This is a genomic window from Ruegeria sp. N7 (genome assembly GCF_056531345.1).
The window spans coordinates 870674-894400 of the sequence record NZ_JBQFLR010000001.1; the positions used below are offsets into that span (position 1 = coordinate 870674).

Here is a 23727-nt window from a genome sequence, read left to right on the forward strand (position 1 = left end):
CGAAACGGTTATCTCGGAGCATGACTGATGCAGGACCCCACGCCGCGCGCCGCCGATCTTCTGGCCCAACGCCTGTACGAAGCGGGGTGCCGCCACGCCTTTGGAATGCCGGGGGGTGAGGTGCTGACACTGGTGGATGCGCTTGAAAAGGCGGGCATCACTTTTCATCTGACAAAACATGAAAACTCGGCCGGATTCATGGCCGAGGCCGTGCATCACCGCGACGGCGCGCCTGCGATTCTGGTCGCCACTTTGGGTCCGGGCGCGATGAACGGCATCAACGTGGTGGCCAATGCGTTGCAGGACCGTGTTCCGATGATCGTTCTGACCGGTTGCGTCGATGCGGACGAAGCGCTGACCTACACCCATCAGGTTATGGACCACAGCCAGGTTTACCGTTCCATCACCAAGGGCACGTTTACACTGACGGCCAAGGGCGCGGATATCATCGCAGACAAGGCGGTGTCACTGGCCACGCAACCGCGGCCGGGCCCGGTCCATATCGATGTTCCGATCTCGGTCGCCGATACGCCGGTGACGGGTGTGAAACGCCGCCGTCTGGCCAAGGTCGCGCCTGTCAGCCCCAATGGCGAATGCCTGGAAAAAGCCAGGCGCTGGGTGGCCGAGGCCGAGCGCCCCATCGCCATTATCGGTCTCGATGTCCTCTATGACGACTCGCGCAGTGTGGTGCAGGCGTTTTTGGAACATTTCGGAATTCCATTTGTTACCACCTACAAGGCCAAGGGTGTTGTTCCCGAAGATCACCCTTTGTGTTTGGGCGGCGCGGGCCTGTCGCCTTTGGCAGACAAGCACCTTGTCCCATTGGTCGAACACGCCGATCTGGTGCTGTGTCTGGGGTATGACCCGATCGAAATGCGCCCCGGCTGGCGCGAAATCTGGGACCCCGAAGAAAAGCGCGTCATCGACATATCAGCGGTGATCAATGACCACTACATGCATCAGGCGGGTCTTAATCTGGTGGCCGACACGGGCGAGACGCTGGAGGCCATCGCCAAGGGAAACCCTGCCCGCGCAACGTGGCCGGGTGGTGAGCCCGCGCAGGTCAAATCTGCTCTGGCACAGGCCTTTCCCACCGATGAGGACTGGGGACCCGCAGCGGTCATCGCCGAAACGCGCGCTACCCTGCCCCCCGAAACGCTGGCAACCGCCGACAGCGGCGCGCATCGCATTCTGCTGAGCCAGATGTGGGACTGCCGCGAAGAACGTGGGCTGATCCAATCCTCGGCGCTCTGCACCATGGGCTGTGCTGTCCCAATGGCCATTGGTCTGAAACTGGCCGAGCCCGACCGCCCGGTGATCAGCTTTTCGGGTGATGCCGGGTTTCTGATGGTCGCCGGGGAAATGTCGACGGCGGCTGAAATGGGCGGCAATCCGATCTTTCTTGTCTTCGTAGATGCCAGCCTTGCCCTTATCGAGTTGAAACAGCGGCAGCGGCAGATGGGCAAGAATGGCGTGGATTTCGGCCACCATGACTTCGCCGCCATGGGCCGTGCATTTGGTGGGAACGGCCACACTGTCCGCAACCGGGCAGAGTTGCGTGCAGCACTTGAAGCTGCTGTAAAGGCCGAGACATTTACCGTCATCGCCGCTGAAATCGACCGTGGAGGATACGATGGCCGCATCTGAGGGCCCCCTGAAGGGCGTCAAGGTTCTGGACCTCAGCCGTATTCTGGCCGGGCCGACCTGCACGCAGTTGCTGGGTGATCTGGGCGCAAGCGTCATCAAGATCGAAAACCCTGCCACCGGGGGCGACGACACGCGGCAATGGGGTCCGCCCTATGTCACCGATGCCGACGGCAACCGCTCGGACCTGAGCGCCTATTTCATGTCAGCGAACCGAAACAAGAAATCCGTGGCGCTGGATATCGCGACTGAGAAAGGTCAGGCGGAAATCCGACGGCTGGCCTCACACGCGGATATTCTGATTGAGAATTTCAAACCCGGCGGTCTGGCGAAATACGGGCTGGACTATGCCACCCTGTCGCAGGAGTTCCCCAGCCTCGTTTACTGCTCGATTTCGGGTTACGGCCAAACCGGACCAAATGCCAGCAAGCCCGGCTATGACCTGATGGCGCAAGGCTATGGAGGGATCATGTCCCTGACCGGCGACCCGGAAGGCGCGCCGATGAAAGTGGGGGTCGGAATCGCTGATGTGATGTGCGGAATGTATGCGAGCGTTGGTATTCTGGCCGCACTGCGCCACCGCGACCTGACCGGTGAAGGTCAGCAGGTCGATCTGGCACTGGTTGATTCTCAGATCGCATGGCTGATCAACGAGGGCGTCAATTACCTGACTTCTGGCAACGTTCCGCAACGCCGCGGAAACGGGCACCCCAATATCGTGCCTTATGACGTTTACGAGACATCCGATGGGCATGTCATTCTGGCGGTTGGAAATGATGGCCAATTCAAAAAACTGTGCGGTTTCCTGGGACAACCCGAACTTGCCGACGACCCCAGATTCGTGACCAACCCGGCGCGACTGGAACACCGTGATGCGCTGAACGCCATTCTTCGGCCGGCTGTTCAACGGCTGGATACGCGATCCGTAATTTCCGGTCTTGAAGACGTGAAAGTGCCTGTTGGTCCGGTCCAGACGCTGGATCAGGTTTTTGACACGGAACAGGTAGCAGCACGAAATATGCAGATTTCGATGCAGGCCCAGCCCGGTAAGGTGAACCTGATCGGGAATCCCCTTAACCTGTCACGTACGCCTGTAACATATCGCAGCGCACCACCCACCTGCGGGGCGGACACTGACTGGGTATTAAACGCTGAAAACCCGTTCGACGATTGAAACACTTGCACAACTAGGCGGCAAGTTGCTGAAACATGCCTTTGAATCGGCGGATTTTTTCGACTTTTTCACACACGACATTTCACCAATTCGAGAGCGGGGTCGATACTGATACGCCGCTCTCGCACACTCTGTTACATCAAACAGTGTCAAATACCGCAATCAGATTGGACCCAAGTATGAAACAAGACATTTTTGGACAGATGAACACCTTGGCGCAGCCTGAAGCTGTCGAAGCCTGGAATGGTGTTCTGCTTGGGTTCATGGCACATGCCGCGGTTACGCCCCAACATCTGGGCAAAGTGTTGGAGCTTGAGCCCAATTTTGCTTTGGGCCATGCCGTTAAAGGCCTGTTCATGGCCCTTCTCGGTCGACGAGAGATGATGGCGGTTGCGGTCGAGGCTTTGGCAGCAGCCAATGCTGCGATGAAACGGCAGCCCGTCTCGACGCGCGAGCGGCTGTTTGTCGATGCATTGGGGCTGTATCTTGCGGGCCAACTGACACAGGCGGTGCAAAAGTTCGAAGCGGTCCTGCGCGACCATCCGCAGGATACGTTGGCGATGAAACTCAGCCACGCGACCCGTTTCGTTCTGGGCGATCCGGACGGAATGCGCCGTTCGATCGAACGGGTTATGCCTGCATATGAACCCGATCACCCCGGTCGGGGTTATCTGCTGGGCTGCCATTCCTTCGCGCTGGAAGAAACCGGAGCCTACGAAAAGGCCGAAATCGCGGGACGTCAGGCGCTTTGGATGGTGTCCGATGATGCCTGGGGTCTGCACGCGGTGGCCCATGTCCATGAAATGACCGGCAACGCGCAGCTGGGCCTTGACTGGCTGGCCGGGCGCGAGGCGGCCTGGGCCCATTGCAACAACTTCCGCTATCACGTCTGGTGGCACAAGGCCCTGATGCATCTGGATCTGGGTCAGGTCGATCAGGTGATGGACCTGTATGACAACCACGTCCGCAAGGACAAAACCGACGATTACCGCGACATCTCGAACGGAACTTCGCTTCTGATGCGGCTTGAATTAGAAGGCGTAAATGTCGGAAATCGCTGGGAAGAACTGGCTGACCTGAGTGCCGCACGCACCGAAGACGGCTGCCTGATCTTCGCCGATCTGCATTACCTTTTGGCACTGACAGGCGACAATCGCGTCGACGCCACAGCCAAAATGCTGAACCGCATGAGCAAGGATGCAGCGCGTGCCAATGACGACACCACCCGCCGTATGGCTGATCCCGGTGTCGCGGCCGCCATGGGCCTTGAAGCCTTTGGTGACGGCCATTATGGCACGGCATTTGATCACCTGTTGGCAGCGCGCGGTTCAATGCAACTGGCTGGTGGCAGTCACGCGCAACGTGATGTATTTGAACGCATTACCATCGATTCCGGGCTTCGGGCCGGTCGTCTTGATGCGGTTGAACGCATTCTGGATGACCGTCGCGCCAAGCGCGCCGGGGGTGAAGACAATTATGCCATCGCGCGCCGCGCCCTGATTGATGCGGCACGCGACGGCGGAGACATGCAAAGCGTCCCCGCCGAATAACAAGACGACCAAGAAGGACAGAGACCGTATGGCGACCATATCGCCCGCTGCTGATTTTGCACCCGTCGCAGCCCCGGCTGCGGCCCCCGCCCGCACGCGTGACCCGCGACTGGATTTCTATCGCGGCATCGCGATGTTCATCATCCTGATCGCCCACATTCCCAATGATCCTTGGGCGAATTGGATCCCGGCGCGCTTTGGGTATTCGGACGCAACCGAGATTTTCGTGTTCTGTTCGGGCATGGCCTCGGCCATCGCCTTCGGCGGGGCGTTCCTGTACAAAGGCTGGTGGATGGGCACGGCCCGAGTGGCCTATCGCATCTGGCAGGTTTATTGGGCCCATATTGCCCTGTTCTTCTTTGTCGCCATGACAATGGCAGCGCTGGACCTGACCGGCGCGTTCGGGAAAACCTATGTCTCGTCCCTGAACCTTCAGCATTTCTTCAATGATCCCGCCCCGCAGATGGTGGGGATCTTTACCCTGACTTATGTACCGAACTACTTTGACATCCTTCCGATGTATCTGGTGGTACTGGCGCTGATGCCGCTCTACATCGCGCTGTACCGTGTCAGTTTCTGGCTGATGGCGGCTGCATCTGTGACCATCTGGTGCATCACTCAGACCGGCGCGCTGGCCCTTCCGGCCGAGCCTTGGTCGGATCGGCAATGGTTTTTCAACCCGTTTGGCTGGCAATTGCTGTTCTTCACCGGATTTGCCTTGATGCGCGGATGGATTCCCGCTCCACCAGTATCGAAATCTCTGGTCTGGGCGGCTGCCTTGTTCCTGATCCTGTCAGCTCCGTTTGGATCTTGGAAGGTCTTCCTCTGGGTTAACAGCGCTGCGCCTGAGTTGGGCGCTGCGATCCGAAAGATCTGGCCACTGACCGACGAATTGCGCGACAAGACCGAGTTTGGTGCGCTGCGATATGTCCATTTTCTGTCACTGGCCTATCTGGGCTGGGTCGCGGCAGGCGAACATGGTCACCGCCTGATAGCGACGGGTCACGGAATAGGCGCGCGTGTCTGGCAATTCCTTCTGACTGTCATCACCAAAGTCGGTCAGCAATCCCTTGCGGTGTTTGTATTTTCCATGGCAGCAGCACGACTTATCGGCGTTGCCCTCGATCAAGCTGGGCGGGATGTTGCCACCGTCTTTGTCGCCAACATAATTGGCTTTGCCATGATCATCGGTGTGGCCTATCTGGCAGCTTGGTTTAAGTCTCAACCCTGGAAATTGAAGAGATGAATTTCACCCGTCGCGCATTCCTAGTCTCGACGACTGCCTTGGCCTTTGCCCCATCGGCCTATGCGACCGGGGGCGCAGTCCCCTTTGACCGCGACCACGTGATCGAACTGGCCCGCGAACTGGCCAGCCGCCCCTATGCGGAACGCGAAATGGTTCCCCAAGAATGGCAGGATCTGACTTACGAACAATATCGCTCGATCCGTTTTCGGCTGGACCGGGCGTTGTGGTACGAAACCGAAACGCCATTCAACGTCGATTTCTTCACACCGGGCCTGTATTTCCCCCGGACCATCAAGGTGGAAACGGTCGAAAATGGCATGACAACACCAGTCGATTTCGATCTGGGGATGTTCGACAAATCCGAAGATGTGCCGCAATTGCCCATCGACGAGACTCTGGGCTTTTCAGGCCTACGGCTGCGGACCGAGATGCACCGACCCGGCAAGACGGATGAGTTCTGCGTCTGGCAGGGTGCCAGCTATTTCCGCGCTATTGGTCTGGACGAGGTCTACGGTCTGTCGGCACGCGGTCTCGCCCTGAAAACAGGCGACCCGGATGGCGAGGAATTTCCTGAGTTCATCCGTTTCTGGCTGGAGCGCCCCAAGCCCGGCCATCGGAATATGGTCGTACATGCGCTGATGGACAGTCCCAGCGTGACTGGTGCCTATCGCTTCAATGTCACGGCGGGGGCGGATTGCATTATCGACGTCGAGGCCACGCTGTTTCCCCGCGAAGACCTACCTCATGTAGGTATCGCGCCGGGCACCTCGATGTTTCTGTTCGACCAGACCAACCACAGCCGGTTCGACGATTTCCGTCCGGCCGTCCACGACAGCGACGGGCTGTTGATCCGCAATGGCGCGGGCGAGGTGTTGTGGCGTCCGCTGGCAAACCCGGCCCGCCTGCAAATATCGTCTTTCGTTGACGAGAACCCGCGCGGCTTCGGGCTGATGCAGCGCAAGCGCGAGTTTTCGGACTATGCCGACCTTGAGGCGAATTATCACAAGCGCCCGGGTCTGTGGGTCGAGCCTCGGGACGACTGGGGCAAAGGCACCGTTACACTGGTCGAGATACCGGCCGATCAGGAAATCTATGACAACATCGTCGCCTATTGGCGTCCGGCAGAGCCCTATGCGGCAGGCAGTCGGGTTGATCTGTCCTATCGTCTGATCTGGGGTGAGGAGCCTCAGCGCACTCCGATGCCACGGGTGACCAACACCGCCATGGGCGAAAACACCTTCGGTGAGGGGCGTTTGGCCGTCATCGATTTCGAAGGCAGCGATTTGTTCGATGATATCGAGGCGATCAGTGTCTTCGTGGATTCCCCTCATGCCGAAACCTCGGACGGTGTTCTGCAACGCAACCCGGATACGGGTGGATTGCGTCTGGCGTTTTCGTTCCAGCCTGATGGGCGCGATCATGTCGAATTGCGCGCGCAACTGCTGAAAGACAAACAGCCCGCCTCTGAGGTGTGGCTTTACCGATGGACCATATGAACCGCGATCTGCATATCATGCCGCCTGAAGCACCTCTGGCGATGCCCGCGCAGAATTTCAACGTGGGGTTCCACGATGCCGATGCCCCGTCGGGCACAGACACGGGCGCGACTGGATTTTGGCGCGCGCTTGCGTTTTCACCGGCGATGGTGGCGACATTGGGCCTGCTGTGGATTATGAGCGACTGGTTCAGCGCCCAGGGAATCAATCTGATCGAGGGCATCCTGTTGGCGCTTATCTCGTTCAACTTCTTCTGGATTTCGTTCACGGTCTGCACCGTTCTGCTGGGTATGGTTTCGCTGTCGCGACAGGATCGTCCGCAGCGCAAGCGCACAGCACAGCCCCTGCGCGTGGCCCTTTTGACACCGGTATACAACGAAGTGCCATGGAACGTACTGGGCAACGCCCGCACCATGCTTGAAGATTTGCAGGCACGCGGAGGGCAGCATCACTATGCCATGTTCATCCTGTCCGACACACGCGACCCTGAAATCGCGGCACAGGAACAAGCCAGCGTCGAAGCCCTGCGCACCACGCTCGCCCCGGGGCTGGAGTTGTATTACCGCCGCCGCGAGCAGAACACCGACCGCAAGGTGGGTAACATCGCCGACTGGGTCAGTCGCTGGGGCGCAGACTGGGACGCGATGCTGGTTCTGGATGCGGACAGCCTTATGACCGGTCGCGCCATACACCGGCTGACCGATGCTTTGGCGCGTGATCCCGGTGCCGGGCTGATCCAGAGCTATCCGCAACTGATCGGCGCGCAATCGGTATTTGCCCGGATGCAACAATTCGCCAATGGGGTCTATGGCATCGCCTTTGCCGAAGGGTTGGCGCGCTGGTGCGGGCAAGAGGGCAATTATTGGGGCCACAACGCCATAATCCGCACCAAGGCTTTCGCCACCAGTGCCGGACTGCCCAAGCTGCGTGCGTTCAACGGTCAGGACAAGCTGATCATGAGCCACGATTTCGTCGAGGCTGGATTGCTGCGCCGTGCCGGATGGGCGGTGCGGTTCCTGCCGCGCATTCGGGGATCTTACGAGGAAACGCCCCCCACACTGATAGATCATGCGATGCGGGATCGGCGTTGGTGCCAGGGCAACCTGCAACACCTGAAACTGCTGGGCTCGACTGGATTCCGGGCCGTCTCGCGTTTTCACATGTTCCACGGTGCCGTAGGATACCTGATGTCACCGCTGTGGTTTGCGCTGCTGTTGATGTGGGCACTGATCGGTCAGGGCAAAGACGCCTCTGTCCTGCATTACTTCAGCCCCGATAATCCGCTGTTCCCGCAATGGCCGGAAATGTCGGAAACCCGGCACGTTCTGATCATTCTCGTGATGTATGCAATGCTGCTGGCACCCAAGGTGCTGGGAGTTCTGGCTTTGCCGCTAAGCGGTGTGCGTTATTCCGAGTTCGGAGGCGGCCTCAAGTTCCTGACCTCGTTTCTGGCCGAGGTCATTCTGTCGATCCTGTATGCGCCGATCTTGATGGTGCAACAGATGATCGCCGTTTTCCGGACAGCGCTTGGCATTCAGCGGGGCTGGTCGCCGCAAGCACGCGACGGTGGCAGTTACGGATTGCGCACGCTGATCCTGTGTCACGCATTGGAAACCGTCAGTGGCATAGCCTTGAGTGTTGGTATCCTGTCCGGGCTGGTCTCGATCTGGCTGGCTCCGATTGCCATCAGTCTCGCACTTGCCATTCCGCTATCGGCACTCAGCGGTGTTTCGGCCGGTGCCGCACGCCGGATGGTCGGAATGCGCGAGGATTTCCGCGAACCTGCCATCACCCGGTCGGCCCGCCGTTACCGAGCCGAGCTGAAGCAACTGGTTGAAGGCAAGATCAACATGACCCCGGCAGAGTGATCAGCTGCCGGGAAGCCCTTCGTACCAATCCACGACCATATCAGCCCAACCGACTGGAACTGTATGACCGCCCGGGAACAAGGCAAACTCCAGCGCGCTGCCTTTGGCACAGGTGGTCCAGCGGCGGCGCATGAAATTCCCCGTTGTGCTAAAGCCGGCCGGTTTGTGATCGACGCAGCCATTTGCCTCGCGCCAGATTTCGAGCCCTGCATAGATATCGCCCTGCTGAAACCGGCCACCGCCCAATACGCGCCCCTCAAGCGGTACCACGTTGTCCGTCCAGCCATGGGTATGAAACATCCGGATCGGACCCTTGCAGGTTTCCGGGTGTGGCCTCCAGAATCCTCCGGACACCGGAACATATGCCGAAAATGTCTCGGGCGCCTTGCAGGCGAGATAGTTGACCATAAAGCCACCAGCCGAAAACCCGCCCAGCATGACCCGGTCCGCATTGATTCCAAACCGGTTTTCCGCGTCCTGAACCACTTCGGACAGAAAGGCGGTTTCATCCCGTTCGCCAAATCCAGGAATAAAATTCCAGCTTTTTCTGCCGCCCCGGTTGGGCCTGTCCGAACCTTCCGGTGCCATCACAGCATACCCCCGCGCCAGCAGAGGTTCGACCATCCCGCGATTTCGCATCGTGCCAGATCCACTGCCGCCATACCCGTGCAGAAACACCAACAACGGCGGGTTTTCCGCACCGGGCAATTCGATGTGATACGCGCCCAAAGAGGTTTCGCAAATTTCCCCCTGATCAGCACAATCCGCCAAGGCCAACTGCGCGGTGAAGGCAAATACTGCTGCCAGGCTGATTTCCCTGATCATCCTGCATCCTCACTGTATTTACGGACCGGTAAACCGGTCCTTACCCATCCCGGCCCGGCCGCCGAGCCCAACATACCCTCGGGTACGTCGATGATATTTGTGAATCCGGCTTCAATCAAACGATTGCTGAGGCGCGCGGACCGCACCCCACGGGCGCAGATCAGCGCCACGGGAACAGCCTGATCACCACCGGTCATTTGTGTCAGAACGTCGACGAAATCTTCGCGCCGCATGTCCAGCGGTACCGCGCCCTCGCCTATTCCCGAGGCGCGCCATTCGCGCGGTGTGCGGATATCAACCAGCAGAACGCGCCCGTCCACAGCCTGCTCATGGGCGTCGGCCACACTGATCCGGCCGCCGCTGTGATCCTCGGGGATCAGTCTGTATTGCCTGATCGCAAACCCGGCAGCAATCGCGGCACCGCCACCAATCAATAGCCACCGTCGGGATCGTTTCATTTTTTCGGCCACACCTCAGCCTCCTGTTCGCTGACACTGGTTCTATCACAACCAGACAGCAAGTTGCGCGGTGAAACACAGCTTGCAGATCAAGATCGCGTCATTAATGCGCAATGCCACCAATGCATTGGTGATCCATTGGAGCCCGGCAAAAAAGTTGCCATCTCTGGACAGTCGGCAAAATATCCTTACAAAATTGACCTCACCCTGACCGCCCAGACCGGAGTATCGCACTTGTCCCTATTCCTTATTGCGGCCCTTCCCTTCCTTGGTGCTGTATTTCCCGCACTGCTGATCCGCGCGGGCCGAAATGCCGCCGCATCCGCAGCCGGGTTGACCACATTTCTGGCCCTGATGGGGCTGCTGATCCACATCCCTTCGGTCATGCGCGGAGACGTCGTGACTGCCCGGTTTGACTGGATACCGAGGTTGGGCCTGAACGCGAATTTCATGCTGGACGGGCTGGGATTTCTTTTCGCCTTGCTGATCCTTGGCATTGGATTGCTCATCATCCTCTACGCACGGTTCTACCTGTCGCGCGAAGATCCGATGGGGCAGTTCTATACCTATCTGCTGCTGTTTCAGGGGGCGATGGTTGGTATTGTCCTGTCCGACAATATCCTACTTTTGATTGTTTTCTGGGAACTTACATCGCTCAGCTCATTCCTGCTGATCGGCTATTGGAAACACCTGCCCGATGGCCGTCAGGGCGCGCGCATGGCTTTGGCCGTCACCGGCTCGGGCGGGTTGGCGATGATCGCCGGGATGCTGATCCTCGGCAATATCGTTGGATCCTATGACCTGAGTGTCATTTTGCAGAACAAGGAGCTGATCCAGGCGTCCCCCTACTACCTGCCAGCGTTGATCCTGATCCTGCTGGGCGCCTTCACCAAGTCGGCACAGTTCCCGTTTCACTTCTGGCTGCCCCACGCAATGGCCGCGCCGACGCCGGTGTCTGCCTATCTGCACTCGGCCACCATGGTGAAAGCCGGTCTGTTCCTGATGGCGCGGATGTGGCCTGTTCTGGCAGGAACAGATGCGTGGTTCTACATCGTGGCCACGACTGGTCTGATCACCATGCTGCTGGGTGCGGTCATCGCGCTGTTCAAGGATGATCTAAAGGCGTTGCTGGCCTTTTCGACTGTATCCCATCTGGGCCTGATCACCATGCTATTGGGCTTTGGCACTAAAATTGCCGCCGTGGCCGCCATTTTCCACATAATCAACCATGCGACCTTCAAGGCCGCCCTGTTCATGACCGCCGGAATCGTGGATCACGAGACCGGCACGCGGAACCTGAAACGGCTGGGGGGTCTGCGTCACCTGATGCCGATCACCTTCACCATCGGCACCATCGCGGCCCTGTCCATGGCGGGTCTGCCGCCGCTGAACGGCTTTTTGTCGAAAGAGATGATGCTGGAAGAGACCGTTCACACCACTTGGTTGCATTCACATTATCTGGTTCCGGGGCTGGCACTTTTGGCAGCGCTGTTCTCGGCCGCTTATTCTTTCCGCTTCGTCAGCCATGTTTTCCTTGGACCCAAGCGAGAAGACTATCCCAGCCATCCGCATGACCCGCCTGTCGGGCTGTGGCTGGCGCCCGCACTGCTGGTTGTACTGGTCGTCCTGATCGGTCTGAATTCCGCCGCGATCGTTGGCCCCCTGATCGCCGTGGTTTCCAGCGCGGTGATAGGCGGCGAGAAGCTGCCGTATTACTCGCTCAAACTGTGGCATGGCTTCACGCCCGCACTTTACATGTCGGTTGTTGCGACATTGGGCGGCCTTTTCCTGCTGGCGCTGCACAAACGCGGCGAGCAGGTCTGGAATGCCCTGCCCCGGCCCGAGGCCAAGGTAATCTTTGAGGCTATCATCGACGCGCTGACCAGATTAAGCCGCTGGATAACCGATGAGATGCATAACGGTGTTCTCAGCCGCTATGCGGTCATCTTCGTCGCTTTCACCGTGGGCCTTGGTTATTACGCCTATTCGACAGGAACCATCGGCGTGGAAACCCGCGTTCCGCTGCCAGCGCAGATCATTCCGATCATCGGCTGGATTTGTCTGGTGGGCGCAACGCTTGGTATCATGTGGTTCCACCGGAACCGCCTGTTGTCGCTGGTGTTGATCGGCGTCGTTGGCCTGATCGTTTCCATCGCGTTCAACTATCTTTCCGCTCCGGACCTTGCCCTGACGCAAATCTCAGTCGAGGTGGTAACGATGATCTTGTTGCTGCTGTCGCTGAACTTCCTGCCGACCGAGACGCCATGGGACAGCAGCGCAGCGCGACGATGGCGGGATGCCGCGATTTCCGTCGTTGCAGGTCTTGGCACCGGCGCGCTGGTCTACGCGATGATGATGCGCGATTTTGCATTTCCAACGATTTCAGATTTCCATCTGGCCAATTCCTATAAGGGCGGTGGCGGCACCAACGTGGTCAACGTGATCCTGGTCGACTTCCGGGGTTTTGATACGTTTGGCGAGATCATCGTGCTGGGCATTGCCGCGCTGATTATCTTTGCGCTGACGGAATCCGTGCTAAGCACCAATGTCCGCAGTTACCTGCTGAATCGCAAACCGCACTGGCCCCAGTCCGGTGATTCACACCCGCTGATGATGGTTGTGGCGACCCGCGTGATGATGCCGATTGCGCTGATGGTCGGAGCCTATATTTTCTTCCGTGGGCACAACCAGCCCGGCGGCGGATTTATCGCCGGGCTGATCGTCGCCATCGCCTATCTGATGCAATACATGGCCAGCGGCTATACCTGGGCGATTGAGCGGCAGCGGTTTTATTACCACGGCACCATTGGCTGGGGCGTGCTGATCGCCGCCGCCACGGGTCTGGGGGCCTGGTTCAATGAACGCCCCTTCCTGACCAGCGATTTTGGCTATCTCCACTGGCCCCCGCTTGAGGAATTCGAATGGGCCACCGCCATGCTGTTTGACACGGGCGTGTTCCTTGCGGTTCTGGGTGCGGTCATGCTGGCACTCGACAGCCTGTCCCGCTTTGCGTGGCAGCCCGGGATGGCACAGGAATTCCCGATGGATATCAATCCCCTGCGGGACTCTCCACCGGAACAAGAACAAGAGAAGGAGCAGGTCTGATGGAAGCGCTCGTAGCCTCTGCCGTCGGTATCTTGACCGCTGCCGGAATATTCCTGATCCTGCGCCGCCGGACGTTTCCGGTCATTCTGGGCCTGTCGCTGATCACTTACGCGGTCAACGTGTTCTTGTTCGCGACCGGGCGTCTTGCGCTGAACGCCCCCCCGGTTCTGAACAAATACAAGGACGTCGCTTACACCGATCCTCTGCCACAGGCGCTGGTGCTGACCGCAATTGTGATTTCCTTTGGAATGACCGCGGTGATCGTGATGATCTCGCTCAGCGCGTACCTGTCCTCCAAGGATGACCATATCGACATGACAGCGCAGGACAGCGTGGACGCAGCAGGAGAAGACGCATGAACCACTGGATCGTTGCGCCGATCGTCCTGCCCGCGATCCTGGCTCCGTTTAGCATCATGGTCCTGCGATACCATCTGGATCTGCAGCGCATCTTTTCGGTCGCCGGTGTTGTGGCCTTGCTTGGGATTGCGCTGACAATCACAGCGCAGGCTTCGGGCGGAGATATTCAGGTTTACGAGCTTGGAAACTGGCCCGCCCCGTTTGGCATTGTCATGGTGCTGGATCGAATGTCAGCTATGATGGTTTTGCTGACAGCTCTGCTTGCCTTGCCGATTGTGCTTTATGCCATTGCAACAGGCTGGGATGATCGGGGCAAACACTTCCACGCCCTGTTCCATTTTCAGCTTATGGGTGTCTGCGGCGCATTCCTGACCGGAGATGCCTTTAACCTTTTCGTGTTTTTCGAAGTTCTGCTGATCGCCTCTTATGGCCTGATGACCCATGGTGGCGGTGCGGTGCGATTGAAGGCGGGTGTGCAATATGTGGCTTACAACCTGTTGGGATCGACTTTGTTCCTGTTTGCGTTGGGCACGATCTATGGCGTGACCGGGACACTGAACATGGCGGATATCGCCTTACGGGTTGCAGAAATCCCCGCCGAGGATACAGCATTGCTGCGGGTTGGCGCGGTCCTTTTACTGCTGGTCTTTTGCATCAAGGCCGCCGTTCTGCCCCTGCATTTCTGGCTACCTGCCAGCTATGCCAATGCGCCAATGCCCGTCGCGGCCCTGTTTGCAATCATGACAAAGGTCGGGGCTTACTCAATTCTGCGGATGTTCACACTGGCCTTTGGCCCCGATGTCGCAGCGACAGAGGGTCTGGCGGGTGAGTGGTTGCAACCTGCTGCACTTGTCACTTTGGCTGTCGGGACTATCGGCATTCTGGGGTCAAAACACATCGCCCGCATGGTGGCGTTCTGCGCGATTGCATCCATGGGCACCCTGTTGATCGCGATCTCGCAATTCACGCCTGATGCGACAGCCGCGGCGCTGTACTATGTCTTCCATTCGACGCTGGCGACAGCCCTGCTGTTCCTGGTTGCCGATCTGGTGATGGCGCGGCGCGGCGGGGCCATCGCGCCGACGCCACCGATGCCGCAAAGCGGTTTGGTGTCCGCACTGTTCTTCGTGGGGGCGATTGCGATGGCGGGAATGCCGCCCTTGTCCGGCTTTATAGGCAAGCTGCTTGTGCTGGACGCCTCGCGCGATGCTTCGGATGCCACGACGGTCTGGGCCGTGATTCTGATCAGCTCATTCGTCACAATAATTGGCTTGGCCCGAGCCGGAACTTTGATTTTCTGGAAAAGCTACGACACTCAGGCTGTTCCGATAGCAGAGCCAGCGGAAAATGAAGCTGCCCCCGCACCGGTCGCACCTGAACCACAACCCGGTCTGGCCTTTACTGCCGTGTTTGGCGCCGTAGCCGGCCTGATCCTGCTAACATTGTTCGCGGGCCCTGCGCTGGAATATACAAGCCAAACCGCAGGGCAGCTGTTTACGCCTGAAAACTACATCTCTGCCGTATTGGGAGGGGCCGAGTGATGAAACTGCTACACCGGATATTTCCGCACCCGCACCTGACCATTTTGTTGACGATCGTCTGGATCCTGCTGGCGAACAAGCCGTCGCTGAATTCTCTGGTCTTTGGCCTGATCCTTGGGATCATCATTCCCTTTGTCACACAACCCTACTGGCCCGACAGGCCCAAGCTGCGCAACTGGCCAATGGTCGCCGAATACATGATCGTAGTGCTGTGGGATATTGTCGTCGCGAACGTGACCGTGGCCCGCATCGTCCTGTTCAAACGCAATGAAGACCGGCGGCCCAACTGGGTGTGCATTCCACTGGAGCTTCGGACACCCGAGGCCATAACCGTGCTGGCCGGGACCATCACGATGACACCCGGCACCGTCAGTTGCGACCTGTCGGCACAGGGGCACAATCTGCTGGTCCATTGCCTGGATGCACCAAACCCGGATCAGGTGCGCGACGAAATCAAGCAGCGCTATGAACGTCGCCTGAAGGAGATTTTCGAATGATCGAATACGCAATCTACTTTGCATTTGCCTGTTTCGGCGCGGCGATCATGATGTGTCTGTGGCGGATCATCACCGCAGACGGCGTTGGGACCCGGGTTCTGGCTCTGGATACTATGGTCATCAACACGATTGCCCTGATGATCCTTTATGGCCTGTCGAAAGGGACCGAGATTTTCTTTGAAGCGGCCATGATCATCGCGATGCTGGGTTTCGTCTCGACCGTCGCATATGCGCGCTTCATGCTGCGCGGCAACATCATCGAATGAGGGCGATATGACATTCATTGCAGAGCTGCTGATCGCCGTTTTCCTTATAATCTCGGGTGTTTTCGGGTTTGTCGGGTCCTTCGGCATGATCAAGCTGAATGACCCTATGTCCCGCCTTCATGCGCCGACCAAGGCGACTACTTTGGGTGTGGGCGGGGTGTTGCTGGCTTCGATCACCCATTCCGTTCTGCTGGAAGGCAAACTGTCGCTGCACGAGCTTCTGATCACGCTGTTTTTATTCCTGACGGCTCCGATCACGGCCCTGTTCATTGCAAAATGGCACATTCACCGTCATGAACTGCCCAGTGACCTGCCCGATGCTGGCGAGGATGAGCTTTGGGCCACCCATGCGGTCGAGCAGGTCGAGGATGTTCCGGACCACAGCGCGAATTAACACAAATGCACACATCTCCGCTGCCCCTGACCCGTGATCTGGTTTTAATTGGCGGCGGCCACACCCATGCCCTGCTGCTGCGCAAATGGGGAATGAGCCCTTTGCCCGGCGCCCGGGTAACCGTGATCAACCCCGGCCCCACCGCCCCCTATTCCGGGATGTTGCCCGGATATGTCGCCGGACATTACGACCGGTGGGAGCTGGATATCGATCTTGTCAGACTGGCCCGTTTCGCAGGCGCGCGGGTGATCTTGGGCACGGTCAATGGCATCGATACCGAAACACACGAAGTGCACGTCCCTGGGCATCCTCCGGTAGGCTTCGACGTGGCTTCGGTCAATGTAGGGATCACGTCGGACATGCCCGCCCTGCCGGGCTTTGCGGAATATGCAGTGCCAGCCAAGCCGTTGGGACCCTTTGCCGCAAAATGGGCCGAGTATCTAAAGGATCAAGGCCCGGCCTCGGTCGCTGTGATCGGTGGCGGCGTCGCGGGCGTCGAACTGGTCATGGCGATGGCACATGCGTTGAAGGCCAGGGGGCGGGCAGCACAGATTACCCTGATCGATAGTGCGTCGGCCCTGACTGCAACCAAACCCAAGGCGGCGGCAACAATCCGGATTGCAATGCACGACCTTGGTGTGGAGGTGATTGAAAACGCGGTGATCACCCGGATCGGGCAGGATCACGTGGAACTAAAGGACGGGCGCACAATTCCGGCTAGTTTCGTGACCGGTGCCGCCGGAGCCCGCGCCTATGACTGGGTCGCAAACACAGGGCTTGACCTTCAGGACGGATACATCCGCGTGAACGGCTACCTGCAATCCAGTGATCCGGCTGTGTTTGCCGCCGGGGATTGTGCCCATCTTACGGAGAACCCCAGACCGAAGGCTGGTGTCTATGCGGTGCGCGAAGCGCCGGTTTTGTACGATAATCTGCGCGCAGCGCTCGGCGCGGGACAGATGCGAAAATACACACCGCAAAAAGATTATCTCAAACTGATCTCACTGGGTGGCAAGTCAGCACTGGCCGAGCGTTTGGGAACATCGTTCAGCGGCCCGTTGATGTGGACATGGAAGAACCATATCGACCAGACCTTTATGAACAAGTTTCGCGACCTGCCGCAAATGACACCGCCCACCCTGCCCCGCGACCGGGCCGCCGGGCTTGATGGGGTTTTGGGTGAAAAGCCCATGTGCGGCGGATGTGGAGCAAAGGTCGGGCGCGACGCATTGCAGATCGCCCTGAAATCCCTCCCCGCCCCTACTCGTACCGACGTCACCCCCCTGCCCGGCGACGATGCCGCGCTTTTGCAAACGGGCGGGGCGCGGCAAGTCATGACGTCCGATCATCTGAGGGCTTTCACCAACGATCCCACACTTATGACGCGTATCGCCGCCATTCACGCCCTGGGGGATATCTGGGCCATGGGGGCTGCACCTCAGGCAGCCACGGCAACGATCATCCTGCCACGCATGTCTGCCGCCCTGCAAAGCCGCACAATGTCCGAAATCATGTCCGTCGCGAGTGACGTCATGCGCGATGCGGGCGCGGAAATCGTCGGCGGGCACAGCTCAATGGGCGACGAGATGACGGTCGGTTTCACGTTGACCGGCCTGTGCAAGGCTACCCCGATTACATTGGCGGGTGGTCAGCCGGGGGACCGTCTGATCCTGACCAAACCCTTGGGAAGCGGTGTTCTGATGGCGGCGGAAATGGCCGGTCTTGCCGAGGGGGCCTGGGTCGCGGCAGCCTACAAACATATGACACAGCCCCAAGGCGATGCAGCCCGCATTTTGGCCAACGCCCATGCGATGACCGACGTGACCGGGTTTGGTCTGGCCGGGCATCTGCAAGGCATCTGCGACGCATCGCATTGCGGCGCCACGCTTGATCTGGACGCGGTAAATGTGATGGACGGTGCGCTTGCGCTGACTGATCAGGGGGTCCGGTCAACGATTTTCACCGACAACAGCGCGATTGCGCCCAATCTTCCGTCCGGGGGCAAGGCGGCGCTGCTTTTTGATCCGCAATCAGCCGGGGGCCTGCTGGCCGCCGTTAATGCGAAGGACGCCGAAACCCTTCTGCAAGATCTTCTGGACGCGGGATATCCGGCAATGATTATTGGCCAGCTGACCGACACACCGGGTTTGCGCCTTCAAAGCTGATCCAGAAGGCTTTCAATTTGCGCGGCCGCGTTGCTCAGCCCCGCATTGTCCAAAGTTTCCACATCTAGACTGGCCAACACTTGCGCCGGGCGGGATTGCCGGGATTTGGTGTATGCGGGATCATAATGCTGTTCCATCAACGCCTGTGTCAGCGCCTGTTTTTGACCCGCATCAATCAATCGCAGCCATCCGTCCACGACCTCATGCCCGCGATGGAACCGCAGCGGCGATAACCGGTCACACAAACGGTCACTGTCAGACAGGATGTCGTCATAAGCCCGCACCAGATAGGCCGAACGTGCTTCAATCGAAGCCGTGATGTTCACACGCGGAGCATTACACAACGCGTTCCAAAGGCTGGGTGGCAGGATCAAGCTGCCAATTTTGGATGATTCCGCTTCGACCACGACTGGACGCGCCGGATCCATTGAACACAGCGCAGCGGACAGGGCAGATTCAAACCCCTTCTGACTGGGCTGCCCCCCTGGCCTTTCGCCCAGCAAGGACCCGCGATGGTTGGCCAGCGCTTCAAGGTCCAGAATCTGTACGCCTCGTGCGTGCAACAGAGCCAAAAGATCGGTCTTTGCGGTGCCCGTGTAGCCATCCAGCGCGATCAGCCGATGTGGCAAGGGATCATCGTACAAATAAGCGTTCACCAATCGACGGTAGGTACGATAGCCGCCGTCTACCACTTCGGCGCGCCAGCCAATTTGCTGCAACATCCATGTGAATGATCCGGAACGCTGTCCACCGCGCCAGCAATAGACCAAGGGGCGCCACGCTCCGTCATGATGGCTGAGGTGGTGTTCGATGTGATTGGCTGCATTGCGGAATACCATAACAGCACCCAGCTTGCGCGCCAGAAAGGGGCTGTCCTGTACATAAATGGTTCCGACCCGGGCGCGTTCCTCGTTGTTCAGCACAGGCAGGTTTATTGCATCCGGCAGATGATCTTCGGCAAACTCGGCAGGGCTGCGAACGTCGATCACGGTATCATAGCCGTGCGCGTAAAGTTGGGTCAGGTCAGGAAATTTCAGAGCCATGCCGAAGGTCTAGCTTGCTGCGTTTCCGATGAAAAGGTCACGCGTCACAAGGTTCGATCAGCTCTGGCCCGCTGGCCCGGTTCGAGTTCACCGCAGGCCCGACCCGGTGGAAGGTCAACACATCCTCGTTCCCCGGCTGCATCAGCCGCGCGGCCCCTTTTCCGGCTTCACCCAACCACAATGGCCAGTCATTGGGTTCTACGATCAAGGGCATTCGCTGATGGATGACCTCAAGCCATTTGTTGGCAGCCGTCGTCACGATAGCACAGGTGCCCTGCCGTTCGCTTTCAGGGCCCCAGTCCTGCCAGACCCCGGCAAAGGCAATGGGAGCTTTGTCCTGACGGTGGATATACCAAGGCAGGCGCGTTCCCTGTTTGGTTTTTGTCCATTCATAGAACCCAGACGCTATGATCAGGCAGCGGCGCGTCCGGCAGGCATCGCGAAAGGCGGGCTTGTCCGCCAGGGTCTCGGCCCGGGCGTTGATCAGTAACGGCCCCGCCGTTTCGGTCTTGTACCAATGTGGCAGAAATCCCCAGCGCAGCGCATCCAGATGGCGGCCTGTTTCGCCGCTACGCACGACATGTACCTGATTTGTCGGACAAACATTGAAATTCGGCACCACAGGTAGCGCATTTGCCGGGCGCGCTGAAAACAGCTGCGCCATTGCGTCGTTGGGAAGAGTTATTGCAAACCGTCCGCACATGGGTAATGAACCACCGATACATTCTTGATACAGGCACAGGATCTCACGGGGTCACATGGAATACCAGACAACGCAATCCCTCAAGAGCAAAGCACTGGCGCTTCTGGAAGCAGGCAAGCTGCCGCAAGCTTTGAAAAAGGCCCAGCTGGGTGTCAAGAAATTCCCAAAAGACTCGGATTATCATGCCATCGCCGGCTTTGTTTTGACCGAGATGAAGCAATACAAGAAATCTATTCCGCATTTTGTTGAAGCCTCGCGGATGAAACCGGACGACCTGCAGTTTGTCGAAAACCTGGCGAATGCATTGATGCAGACCGGGCAAATTTCCAAAGCCCTAGACTATACCGAACAAAAGCTGGAGCAATTCCCCAACAACCAGGAATTGAACCGCGTGCTGGATGAAATTCACCTCAAAGGCACCAATTGGCGCATGATGATCGAACATGCGAGCAAGAAGCTGGAGAGCGATCCAGACAATGTGGACCTTCTTGCAAAACGTGCCAGAGCTTACGCCAATATCGGCTTTGACGATGAAAACTCGCGGGATGTCGCCCGCGCCTACGAGTTGGACCCCGAGAACACAAAGATTGCCCTTATTAAGTCTGTAAACCTTCACCAAACGGGTGAAAAGAACGAGTCCAAGGCAATACTGAGGCGCGTTCTTCAAAACGAACCCGAGCATATGTCGGCTTTGCTGCAATTATCGGCAATTGCAACCACAGAAGAAGCTCCGGAGCTGCTGGAAGCCGTTAATAAAGCCATCTCCGAAAAGGGAGATGATAAGCTGGAACTCCAGTTCGCCAAGGCGCATTTGATTTCAAAGTTAGACGGGTTGAATGCCGCCATGCCGCATTATGCACGGGCCAATGAAATTCAGCACCAAGGCAACCCCTATGTCCCGGCGGATGAAGAGGAAAAACTGTTCCGGATCACCAGCTTGTTCCCTGTCGATTCCGATGCACCAGAGTCCGGCTTTGCCGAGGGGCCAGCACCGATCTTTGTACTGGGTCAACCTCGCTCGGGCACGACATTGATGGAAATGATGCTGAGTTCAGCCCCCGGAATTTCCGGTTGCGGCGAACTGACTTTGGGGGCCGATCTGTCGCGTGAGTATGAGAAAAAAGGCCAGAAGTATGACGCTGCCAAAGCGTCCGAGCTTGCGCGGGAATTCCTCGAATTGATGCCGCCCATTCCGGGCGACTCTGTCGCCTTTGTCGACAAGATGCCGCACAATTATCAACGTATTGGATTCCTGCTGTCTGCCTTCCCAAAGGCAAAGATTATCAACATGCTGCGCGATCCGCGTGATGTTGGATTGTCCAAATGGATCAGATGTTTTCCTGCGGGCGGAATGCGCTATGCCTCGAATATGCAAGCCATCGCCCATTCGGCAAATATGTATCGTCGTTATATGGCGCATTGGGATACCGTGTTCGGAAATCGTATTCTGACGGTACCTTACGAAGAACTGGTGGCCGACCCGAAAACCTACAGCCAGCAGGTCGCTGCGTTCTGCGATTTGGAGTGGACCGAAACGATGATGCACCCCGAGAAAAACACCAAACAGGTACGTACGGCAAGCATCGATCAGGTGCGCAACAAGATCTCGACCAAGTCTATCGGCGGCTGGCGCGGGGTTGCTGAGCACATCAAACCGATGCTGGACGGGTTCGATCCGAAACTCTGGCCGGAATATGATTTCAGCTGATCCGTTCCCAAACAAAAAAGCCGCATCACAGGGATGCGGCTTTTGTCTTTGTCGTAAACCAAGTTACTTCTGTTTGATACGCCCGTCTACATAGGGCTGATAGGGCGCATTTTCCGCCAGGTATTCCGCGGTGACATCCGCAAGGTCCGGGCCGAAGTCATAGGCGTTCTTGTCATCGCCTTCGAACATCTTGTACCCGTCACCACCGTTGCGGACGTAGTTGTTGGTGACGACCAGGTAGGTCTTGTTCGGGTCGATCGGAATAAAACCGTCACCCTCGGCAATCATCACCTCGCTGACGCGCCCCTCGTTCGGTGCCACGCTTGGGTCCCAGGTAAAGCTAAGACCGGCGACCTGCGGGAATCGGCCTTTCACTTCTTCCACCTGACTTACGCCATTTTCGAGTGCGTCAATGACACCCTGTCCGCTGATTTCAAAGGTCGACAGTGTATTCTGGAAAGGCAACACCGTCAGAACCTCGCCCATGGTAACATCACCGGGATCGATAGAAGCCCGCAACCCACCCGAGTTAGCAATGGCAATCTGAACGCCCTGATCCGCCACACGCGCCAGCATCGCATCCGCAACCAGGTTACCCATCTGGCATTCCTGCACGCGGCAAATTGAACGATCCCCTTCAATGGCTTCTGCAGCGCTTGCAACAACCTTGTTGCGGATTTCATCCAAAGGCACCGCCAGTTCCGCGATCCTGTCCAGCGCGGCCTGATCTTCGGTCACTGCGTTGTCCATGATCAAAGGCTCGCCAGCTGCCTCGATCACTTTGCCATCGTCATCGAAAGTGACGTTCAATTCGCCCAGAAACTTGCCATAAGCATAGGCCTGAACGATCTGTACGCCGTTTACCACTGTTGGGTACGGACCTGCCGCCTTATCCGACACATTCGAAAGATACGTGTTCGAATGCCCGCCGACGATCACGTCAACACCAGTCGTCTCTTGTGCGACACGCTGATCGACGCCATAGCCGGAATGGCTGAGAACGATGATCTTGTTGACACCCTCACCTGTCAGTTTATCGACTTCGGCCTGCACAGCTGGCACCGGGTCCGAAAACGTGACATTGGGGCCGGGCGAGGCAAGCTCATCCGTGTCGATTGGGGTCAGGCCGATCAAGCCGATCTTCTCGCCGCCTACTTCGATAACGGTCGATTTCTTGATCCTGTCTGTCAAAAGCTCTTCGTCGTGAATATCGGCGTTGGACATCAGGACCGGGAAGTCGACCGAGTCGATGAACCCCCGCAACACTTCGGGGCCGTCATCAAACTCGTGGTTGCCGACGGTCATGGCATTATAGCCCAGCTTGTTCATGAACTCGGCTGCGACCTTGCCCTTGTAATAGGTATAGAAAAGGGACCCCTGGAACTGGTCACCTCCATCCACCAGAATCGAATTTTCTGCCCGTGCGCGCGCGTCGGCAACTGCCGTTACTAGGCGCGCCGATCCGCCAAAGCACTTGCCTTCTGCATTGTCTTCCTCACCGCAACCGCTGTCGTATTTGTTGATCGGCTCAAAGCGCGAATGGAAATCGTTGGTGTGCAGAATTGTCAGCTTGTAATCGGCTGCTGCGGCACCCGCCGTCAGGCCCACCACCGCGACCGAAGTTAAAAATCGGGTCAACATCTTGGAACTCCCTGTTATTATTGCCGGGGATCGTGCGCTTATGT

At 58.1% G+C, this 23727-nt stretch carries 19 protein-coding genes; 14 read left to right on the forward strand and 5 right to left on the reverse strand.

Annotated features, from left to right (window positions below; all coding sequences use genetic code 11):
- Window positions 1–27: 27 nt before the first annotated feature.
- From ACR0ES_RS04340 to mdoH, 6 genes are all read left to right on the forward strand, one after another.
- Window positions 28–1647, forward strand: a complete 1620-nt coding sequence (locus tag ACR0ES_RS04340) for a thiamine pyrophosphate-binding protein (RefSeq protein ID WP_480772916.1) — start codon at window positions 28–30, stop codon at window positions 1645–1647.
- Window positions 1634–2818 (forward strand): CaiB/BaiF CoA transferase family protein, encoded by a 1185-nt coding sequence (locus ACR0ES_RS04345; RefSeq protein ID WP_480772917.1) that lies wholly within the window; start codon window positions 1634–1636, stop codon window positions 2816–2818. The genes ACR0ES_RS04340 and ACR0ES_RS04345 overlap by 14 nt, the downstream gene beginning before the upstream one ends.
- Before the next feature lie 179 nt (window positions 2819–2997).
- On the forward strand, window positions 2998–4368 hold the full coding sequence (locus ACR0ES_RS04350; RefSeq protein WP_480772918.1) for a tetratricopeptide repeat protein: 1371 nt from the start codon (window positions 2998–3000) through the stop codon (window positions 4366–4368).
- A gap of 28 nt (window positions 4369–4396) precedes the next feature.
- Window positions 4397–5614: an OpgC family protein gene (locus ACR0ES_RS04355; protein WP_480772919.1), complete on the forward strand. Its 1218-nt coding sequence runs from the start codon at window positions 4397–4399 to the stop codon at window positions 5612–5614.
- Complete coding sequence (locus ACR0ES_RS04360; protein WP_480772920.1) at window positions 5611–7110, forward strand: OpgD/OpgG family glucan biosynthesis protein; 1500 nt, start codon at window positions 5611–5613, stop codon at window positions 7108–7110. Before ACR0ES_RS04355 ends, ACR0ES_RS04360 begins: the two co-directional genes overlap by 4 nt.
- The gene (gene mdoH / locus ACR0ES_RS04365) at window positions 7107–8978 is read left to right on the forward strand and encodes a glucans biosynthesis glucosyltransferase MdoH (RefSeq protein WP_480772953.1); all 1872 of its coding nucleotides are present in this window, start codon (window positions 7107–7109) and stop codon (window positions 8976–8978) included. The genes ACR0ES_RS04360 and mdoH overlap by 4 nt, the downstream gene beginning before the upstream one ends.
- On the opposite strand, the gene ACR0ES_RS04370 is transcribed toward mdoH, so the two are convergent.
- Together ACR0ES_RS04370 and ACR0ES_RS04375 are read right to left on the reverse strand one after the other, a co-directional pair.
- Complete coding sequence (locus ACR0ES_RS04370; protein WP_480869629.1) at window positions 8979–9803, reverse strand: CE1 family esterase; 825 nt, start codon at window positions 9801–9803, stop codon at window positions 8979–8981.
- The gene (locus tag ACR0ES_RS04375) at window positions 9800–10261 is read right to left on the reverse strand and encodes a rhodanese-like domain-containing protein (RefSeq protein ID WP_480869691.1); all 462 of its coding nucleotides are present in this window, start codon (window positions 10259–10261) and stop codon (window positions 9800–9802) included. Before ACR0ES_RS04375 ends, ACR0ES_RS04370 begins: the two co-directional genes overlap by 4 nt.
- A 234-nt stretch (window positions 10262–10495) precedes the next feature.
- Here ACR0ES_RS04375 and ACR0ES_RS04380 point away from each other — a divergent pair, with 234 nt between their 5' ends.
- The 7 genes from ACR0ES_RS04380 to selD are packed head-to-tail and all read left to right on the forward strand — an operon-like array spanning window position 10496 to window position 18588.
- The gene (locus ACR0ES_RS04380) at window positions 10496–13366 is read left to right on the forward strand and encodes a monovalent cation/H+ antiporter subunit A (RefSeq protein ID WP_480869631.1); all 2871 of its coding nucleotides are present in this window, start codon (window positions 10496–10498) and stop codon (window positions 13364–13366) included.
- Complete coding sequence (locus tag ACR0ES_RS04385) at window positions 13366–13725, forward strand: Na+/H+ antiporter subunit C (protein WP_209503290.1); 360 nt, start codon at window positions 13366–13368, stop codon at window positions 13723–13725. The genes ACR0ES_RS04380 and ACR0ES_RS04385 overlap by 1 nt, the downstream gene beginning before the upstream one ends.
- Window positions 13722–15266, forward strand: coding sequence for a monovalent cation/H+ antiporter subunit D (locus ACR0ES_RS04390; RefSeq protein WP_480869633.1), 1545 nt, complete (start codon window positions 13722–13724; stop codon window positions 15264–15266). Before ACR0ES_RS04385 ends, ACR0ES_RS04390 begins: the two co-directional genes overlap by 4 nt.
- Entirely contained in the window at window positions 15266–15763 is a 498-nt protein-coding gene (locus ACR0ES_RS04395; RefSeq protein ID WP_209504851.1) for a Na+/H+ antiporter subunit E, read from the forward strand. The genes ACR0ES_RS04390 and ACR0ES_RS04395 overlap by 1 nt, the downstream gene beginning before the upstream one ends.
- On the forward strand, window positions 15760–16029 hold the full coding sequence (locus ACR0ES_RS04400; protein ID WP_209503286.1) for a K+/H+ antiporter subunit F: 270 nt from the start codon (window positions 15760–15762) through the stop codon (window positions 16027–16029). The genes ACR0ES_RS04395 and ACR0ES_RS04400 overlap by 4 nt, the downstream gene beginning before the upstream one ends.
- Before the next feature lie 7 nt (window positions 16030–16036).
- The gene (locus ACR0ES_RS04405; protein WP_209597047.1) at window positions 16037–16423 is read left to right on the forward strand and encodes a Na+/H+ antiporter subunit G; all 387 of its coding nucleotides are present in this window, start codon (window positions 16037–16039) and stop codon (window positions 16421–16423) included.
- Window positions 16424–16428: 5 nt separating this feature from the next.
- A complete protein-coding gene (gene selD, locus ACR0ES_RS04410; protein WP_480772924.1) occupies window positions 16429–18588 on the forward strand; it encodes a selenide, water dikinase SelD in 2160 nt (719 codons plus the stop codon).
- On the opposite strand, the gene mnmH is transcribed toward selD, so the two are convergent.
- Window positions 18579–19631, reverse strand: a complete 1053-nt coding sequence (gene mnmH / locus ACR0ES_RS04415) for a tRNA 2-selenouridine(34) synthase MnmH (protein ID WP_480869636.1) — start codon at window positions 19629–19631, stop codon at window positions 18579–18581. The two genes, selD and mnmH, sit on opposite strands and share 10 nt — an antisense overlap.
- Before the next feature lie 37 nt (window positions 19632–19668).
- Window positions 19669–20334 (reverse strand): SOS response-associated peptidase, encoded by a 666-nt coding sequence (locus ACR0ES_RS04420; protein ID WP_480869638.1) that lies wholly within the window; start codon window positions 20332–20334, stop codon window positions 19669–19671.
- A 55-nt stretch (window positions 20335–20389) separates the two neighbouring features.
- On the opposite strand from ACR0ES_RS04420, the gene ACR0ES_RS04425 reads away from it, so the two are divergent.
- Complete coding sequence (locus ACR0ES_RS04425) at window positions 20390–22042, forward strand: tetratricopeptide repeat-containing sulfotransferase family protein (protein ID WP_480538196.1); 1653 nt, start codon at window positions 20390–20392, stop codon at window positions 22040–22042.
- A 63-nt stretch (window positions 22043–22105) separates the two neighbouring features.
- Here ACR0ES_RS04425 and ACR0ES_RS04430 read toward each other — a convergent pair whose 3' ends face one another.
- A complete protein-coding gene (locus tag ACR0ES_RS04430) occupies window positions 22106–23683 on the reverse strand; it encodes a bifunctional metallophosphatase/5'-nucleotidase (protein ID WP_480484248.1) in 1578 nt (525 codons plus the stop codon).
- Window positions 23684–23727: the final 44 nt, after the last annotated feature.

Excerpts from the sequence above, each read along its gene's own strand:
- ACR0ES_RS04420 (WP_480869638.1), bottom strand. The coding sequence starts at position 20,334 with ATGTGCGGACGGTTTGCAATAACTCTTCCCAACGACGCAATGGCGCAG.
- ACR0ES_RS04340 (WP_480772916.1), top strand. The coding sequence starts at position 28 with ATGCAGGACCCCACGCCGCGCGCCGCCGATCTTCTGGCCCAACGCCTG.
- ACR0ES_RS04375 (WP_480869691.1), bottom strand. The coding sequence starts at position 10,261 with ATGAAACGATCCCGACGGTGGCTATTGATTGGTGGCGGTGCCGCGATT.
- mnmH (WP_480869636.1), bottom strand. The coding sequence starts at position 19,631 with ATGGCTCTGAAATTTCCTGACCTGACCCAACTTTACGCGCACGGCTAT.
- ACR0ES_RS04385 (WP_209503290.1), top strand. The coding sequence starts at position 13,366 with ATGGAAGCGCTCGTAGCCTCTGCCGTCGGTATCTTGACCGCTGCCGGA.
- ACR0ES_RS04395 (WP_209504851.1), top strand. The coding sequence starts at position 15,266 with ATGAAACTGCTACACCGGATATTTCCGCACCCGCACCTGACCATTTTG.
- ACR0ES_RS04430 (WP_480484248.1), bottom strand. The coding sequence starts at position 23,683 with ATGTTGACCCGATTTTTAACTTCGGTCGCGGTGGTGGGCCTGACGGCG.
- ACR0ES_RS04370 (WP_480869629.1), bottom strand. The coding sequence starts at position 9,803 with ATGATCAGGGAAATCAGCCTGGCAGCAGTATTTGCCTTCACCGCGCAG.
- ACR0ES_RS04360 (WP_480772920.1), top strand. The coding sequence starts at position 5,611 with ATGAATTTCACCCGTCGCGCATTCCTAGTCTCGACGACTGCCTTGGCC.
- selD (WP_480772924.1), top strand. The coding sequence starts at position 16,429 with ATGCACACATCTCCGCTGCCCCTGACCCGTGATCTGGTTTTAATTGGC.
- ACR0ES_RS04425 (WP_480538196.1), top strand. The coding sequence starts at position 20,390 with ATGGAATACCAGACAACGCAATCCCTCAAGAGCAAAGCACTGGCGCTT.
- mdoH (WP_480772953.1), top strand. The coding sequence starts at position 7,107 with ATGAACCGCGATCTGCATATCATGCCGCCTGAAGCACCTCTGGCGATG.
- ACR0ES_RS04390 (WP_480869633.1), top strand. The coding sequence starts at position 13,722 with ATGAACCACTGGATCGTTGCGCCGATCGTCCTGCCCGCGATCCTGGCT.
- ACR0ES_RS04405 (WP_209597047.1), top strand. The coding sequence starts at position 16,037 with ATGACATTCATTGCAGAGCTGCTGATCGCCGTTTTCCTTATAATCTCG.
- ACR0ES_RS04345 (WP_480772917.1), top strand. The coding sequence starts at position 1,634 with ATGGCCGCATCTGAGGGCCCCCTGAAGGGCGTCAAGGTTCTGGACCTC.
- ACR0ES_RS04355 (WP_480772919.1), top strand. The coding sequence starts at position 4,397 with ATGGCGACCATATCGCCCGCTGCTGATTTTGCACCCGTCGCAGCCCCG.
- ACR0ES_RS04400 (WP_209503286.1), top strand. The coding sequence starts at position 15,760 with ATGATCGAATACGCAATCTACTTTGCATTTGCCTGTTTCGGCGCGGCG.
- ACR0ES_RS04350 (WP_480772918.1), top strand. The coding sequence starts at position 2,998 with ATGAAACAAGACATTTTTGGACAGATGAACACCTTGGCGCAGCCTGAA.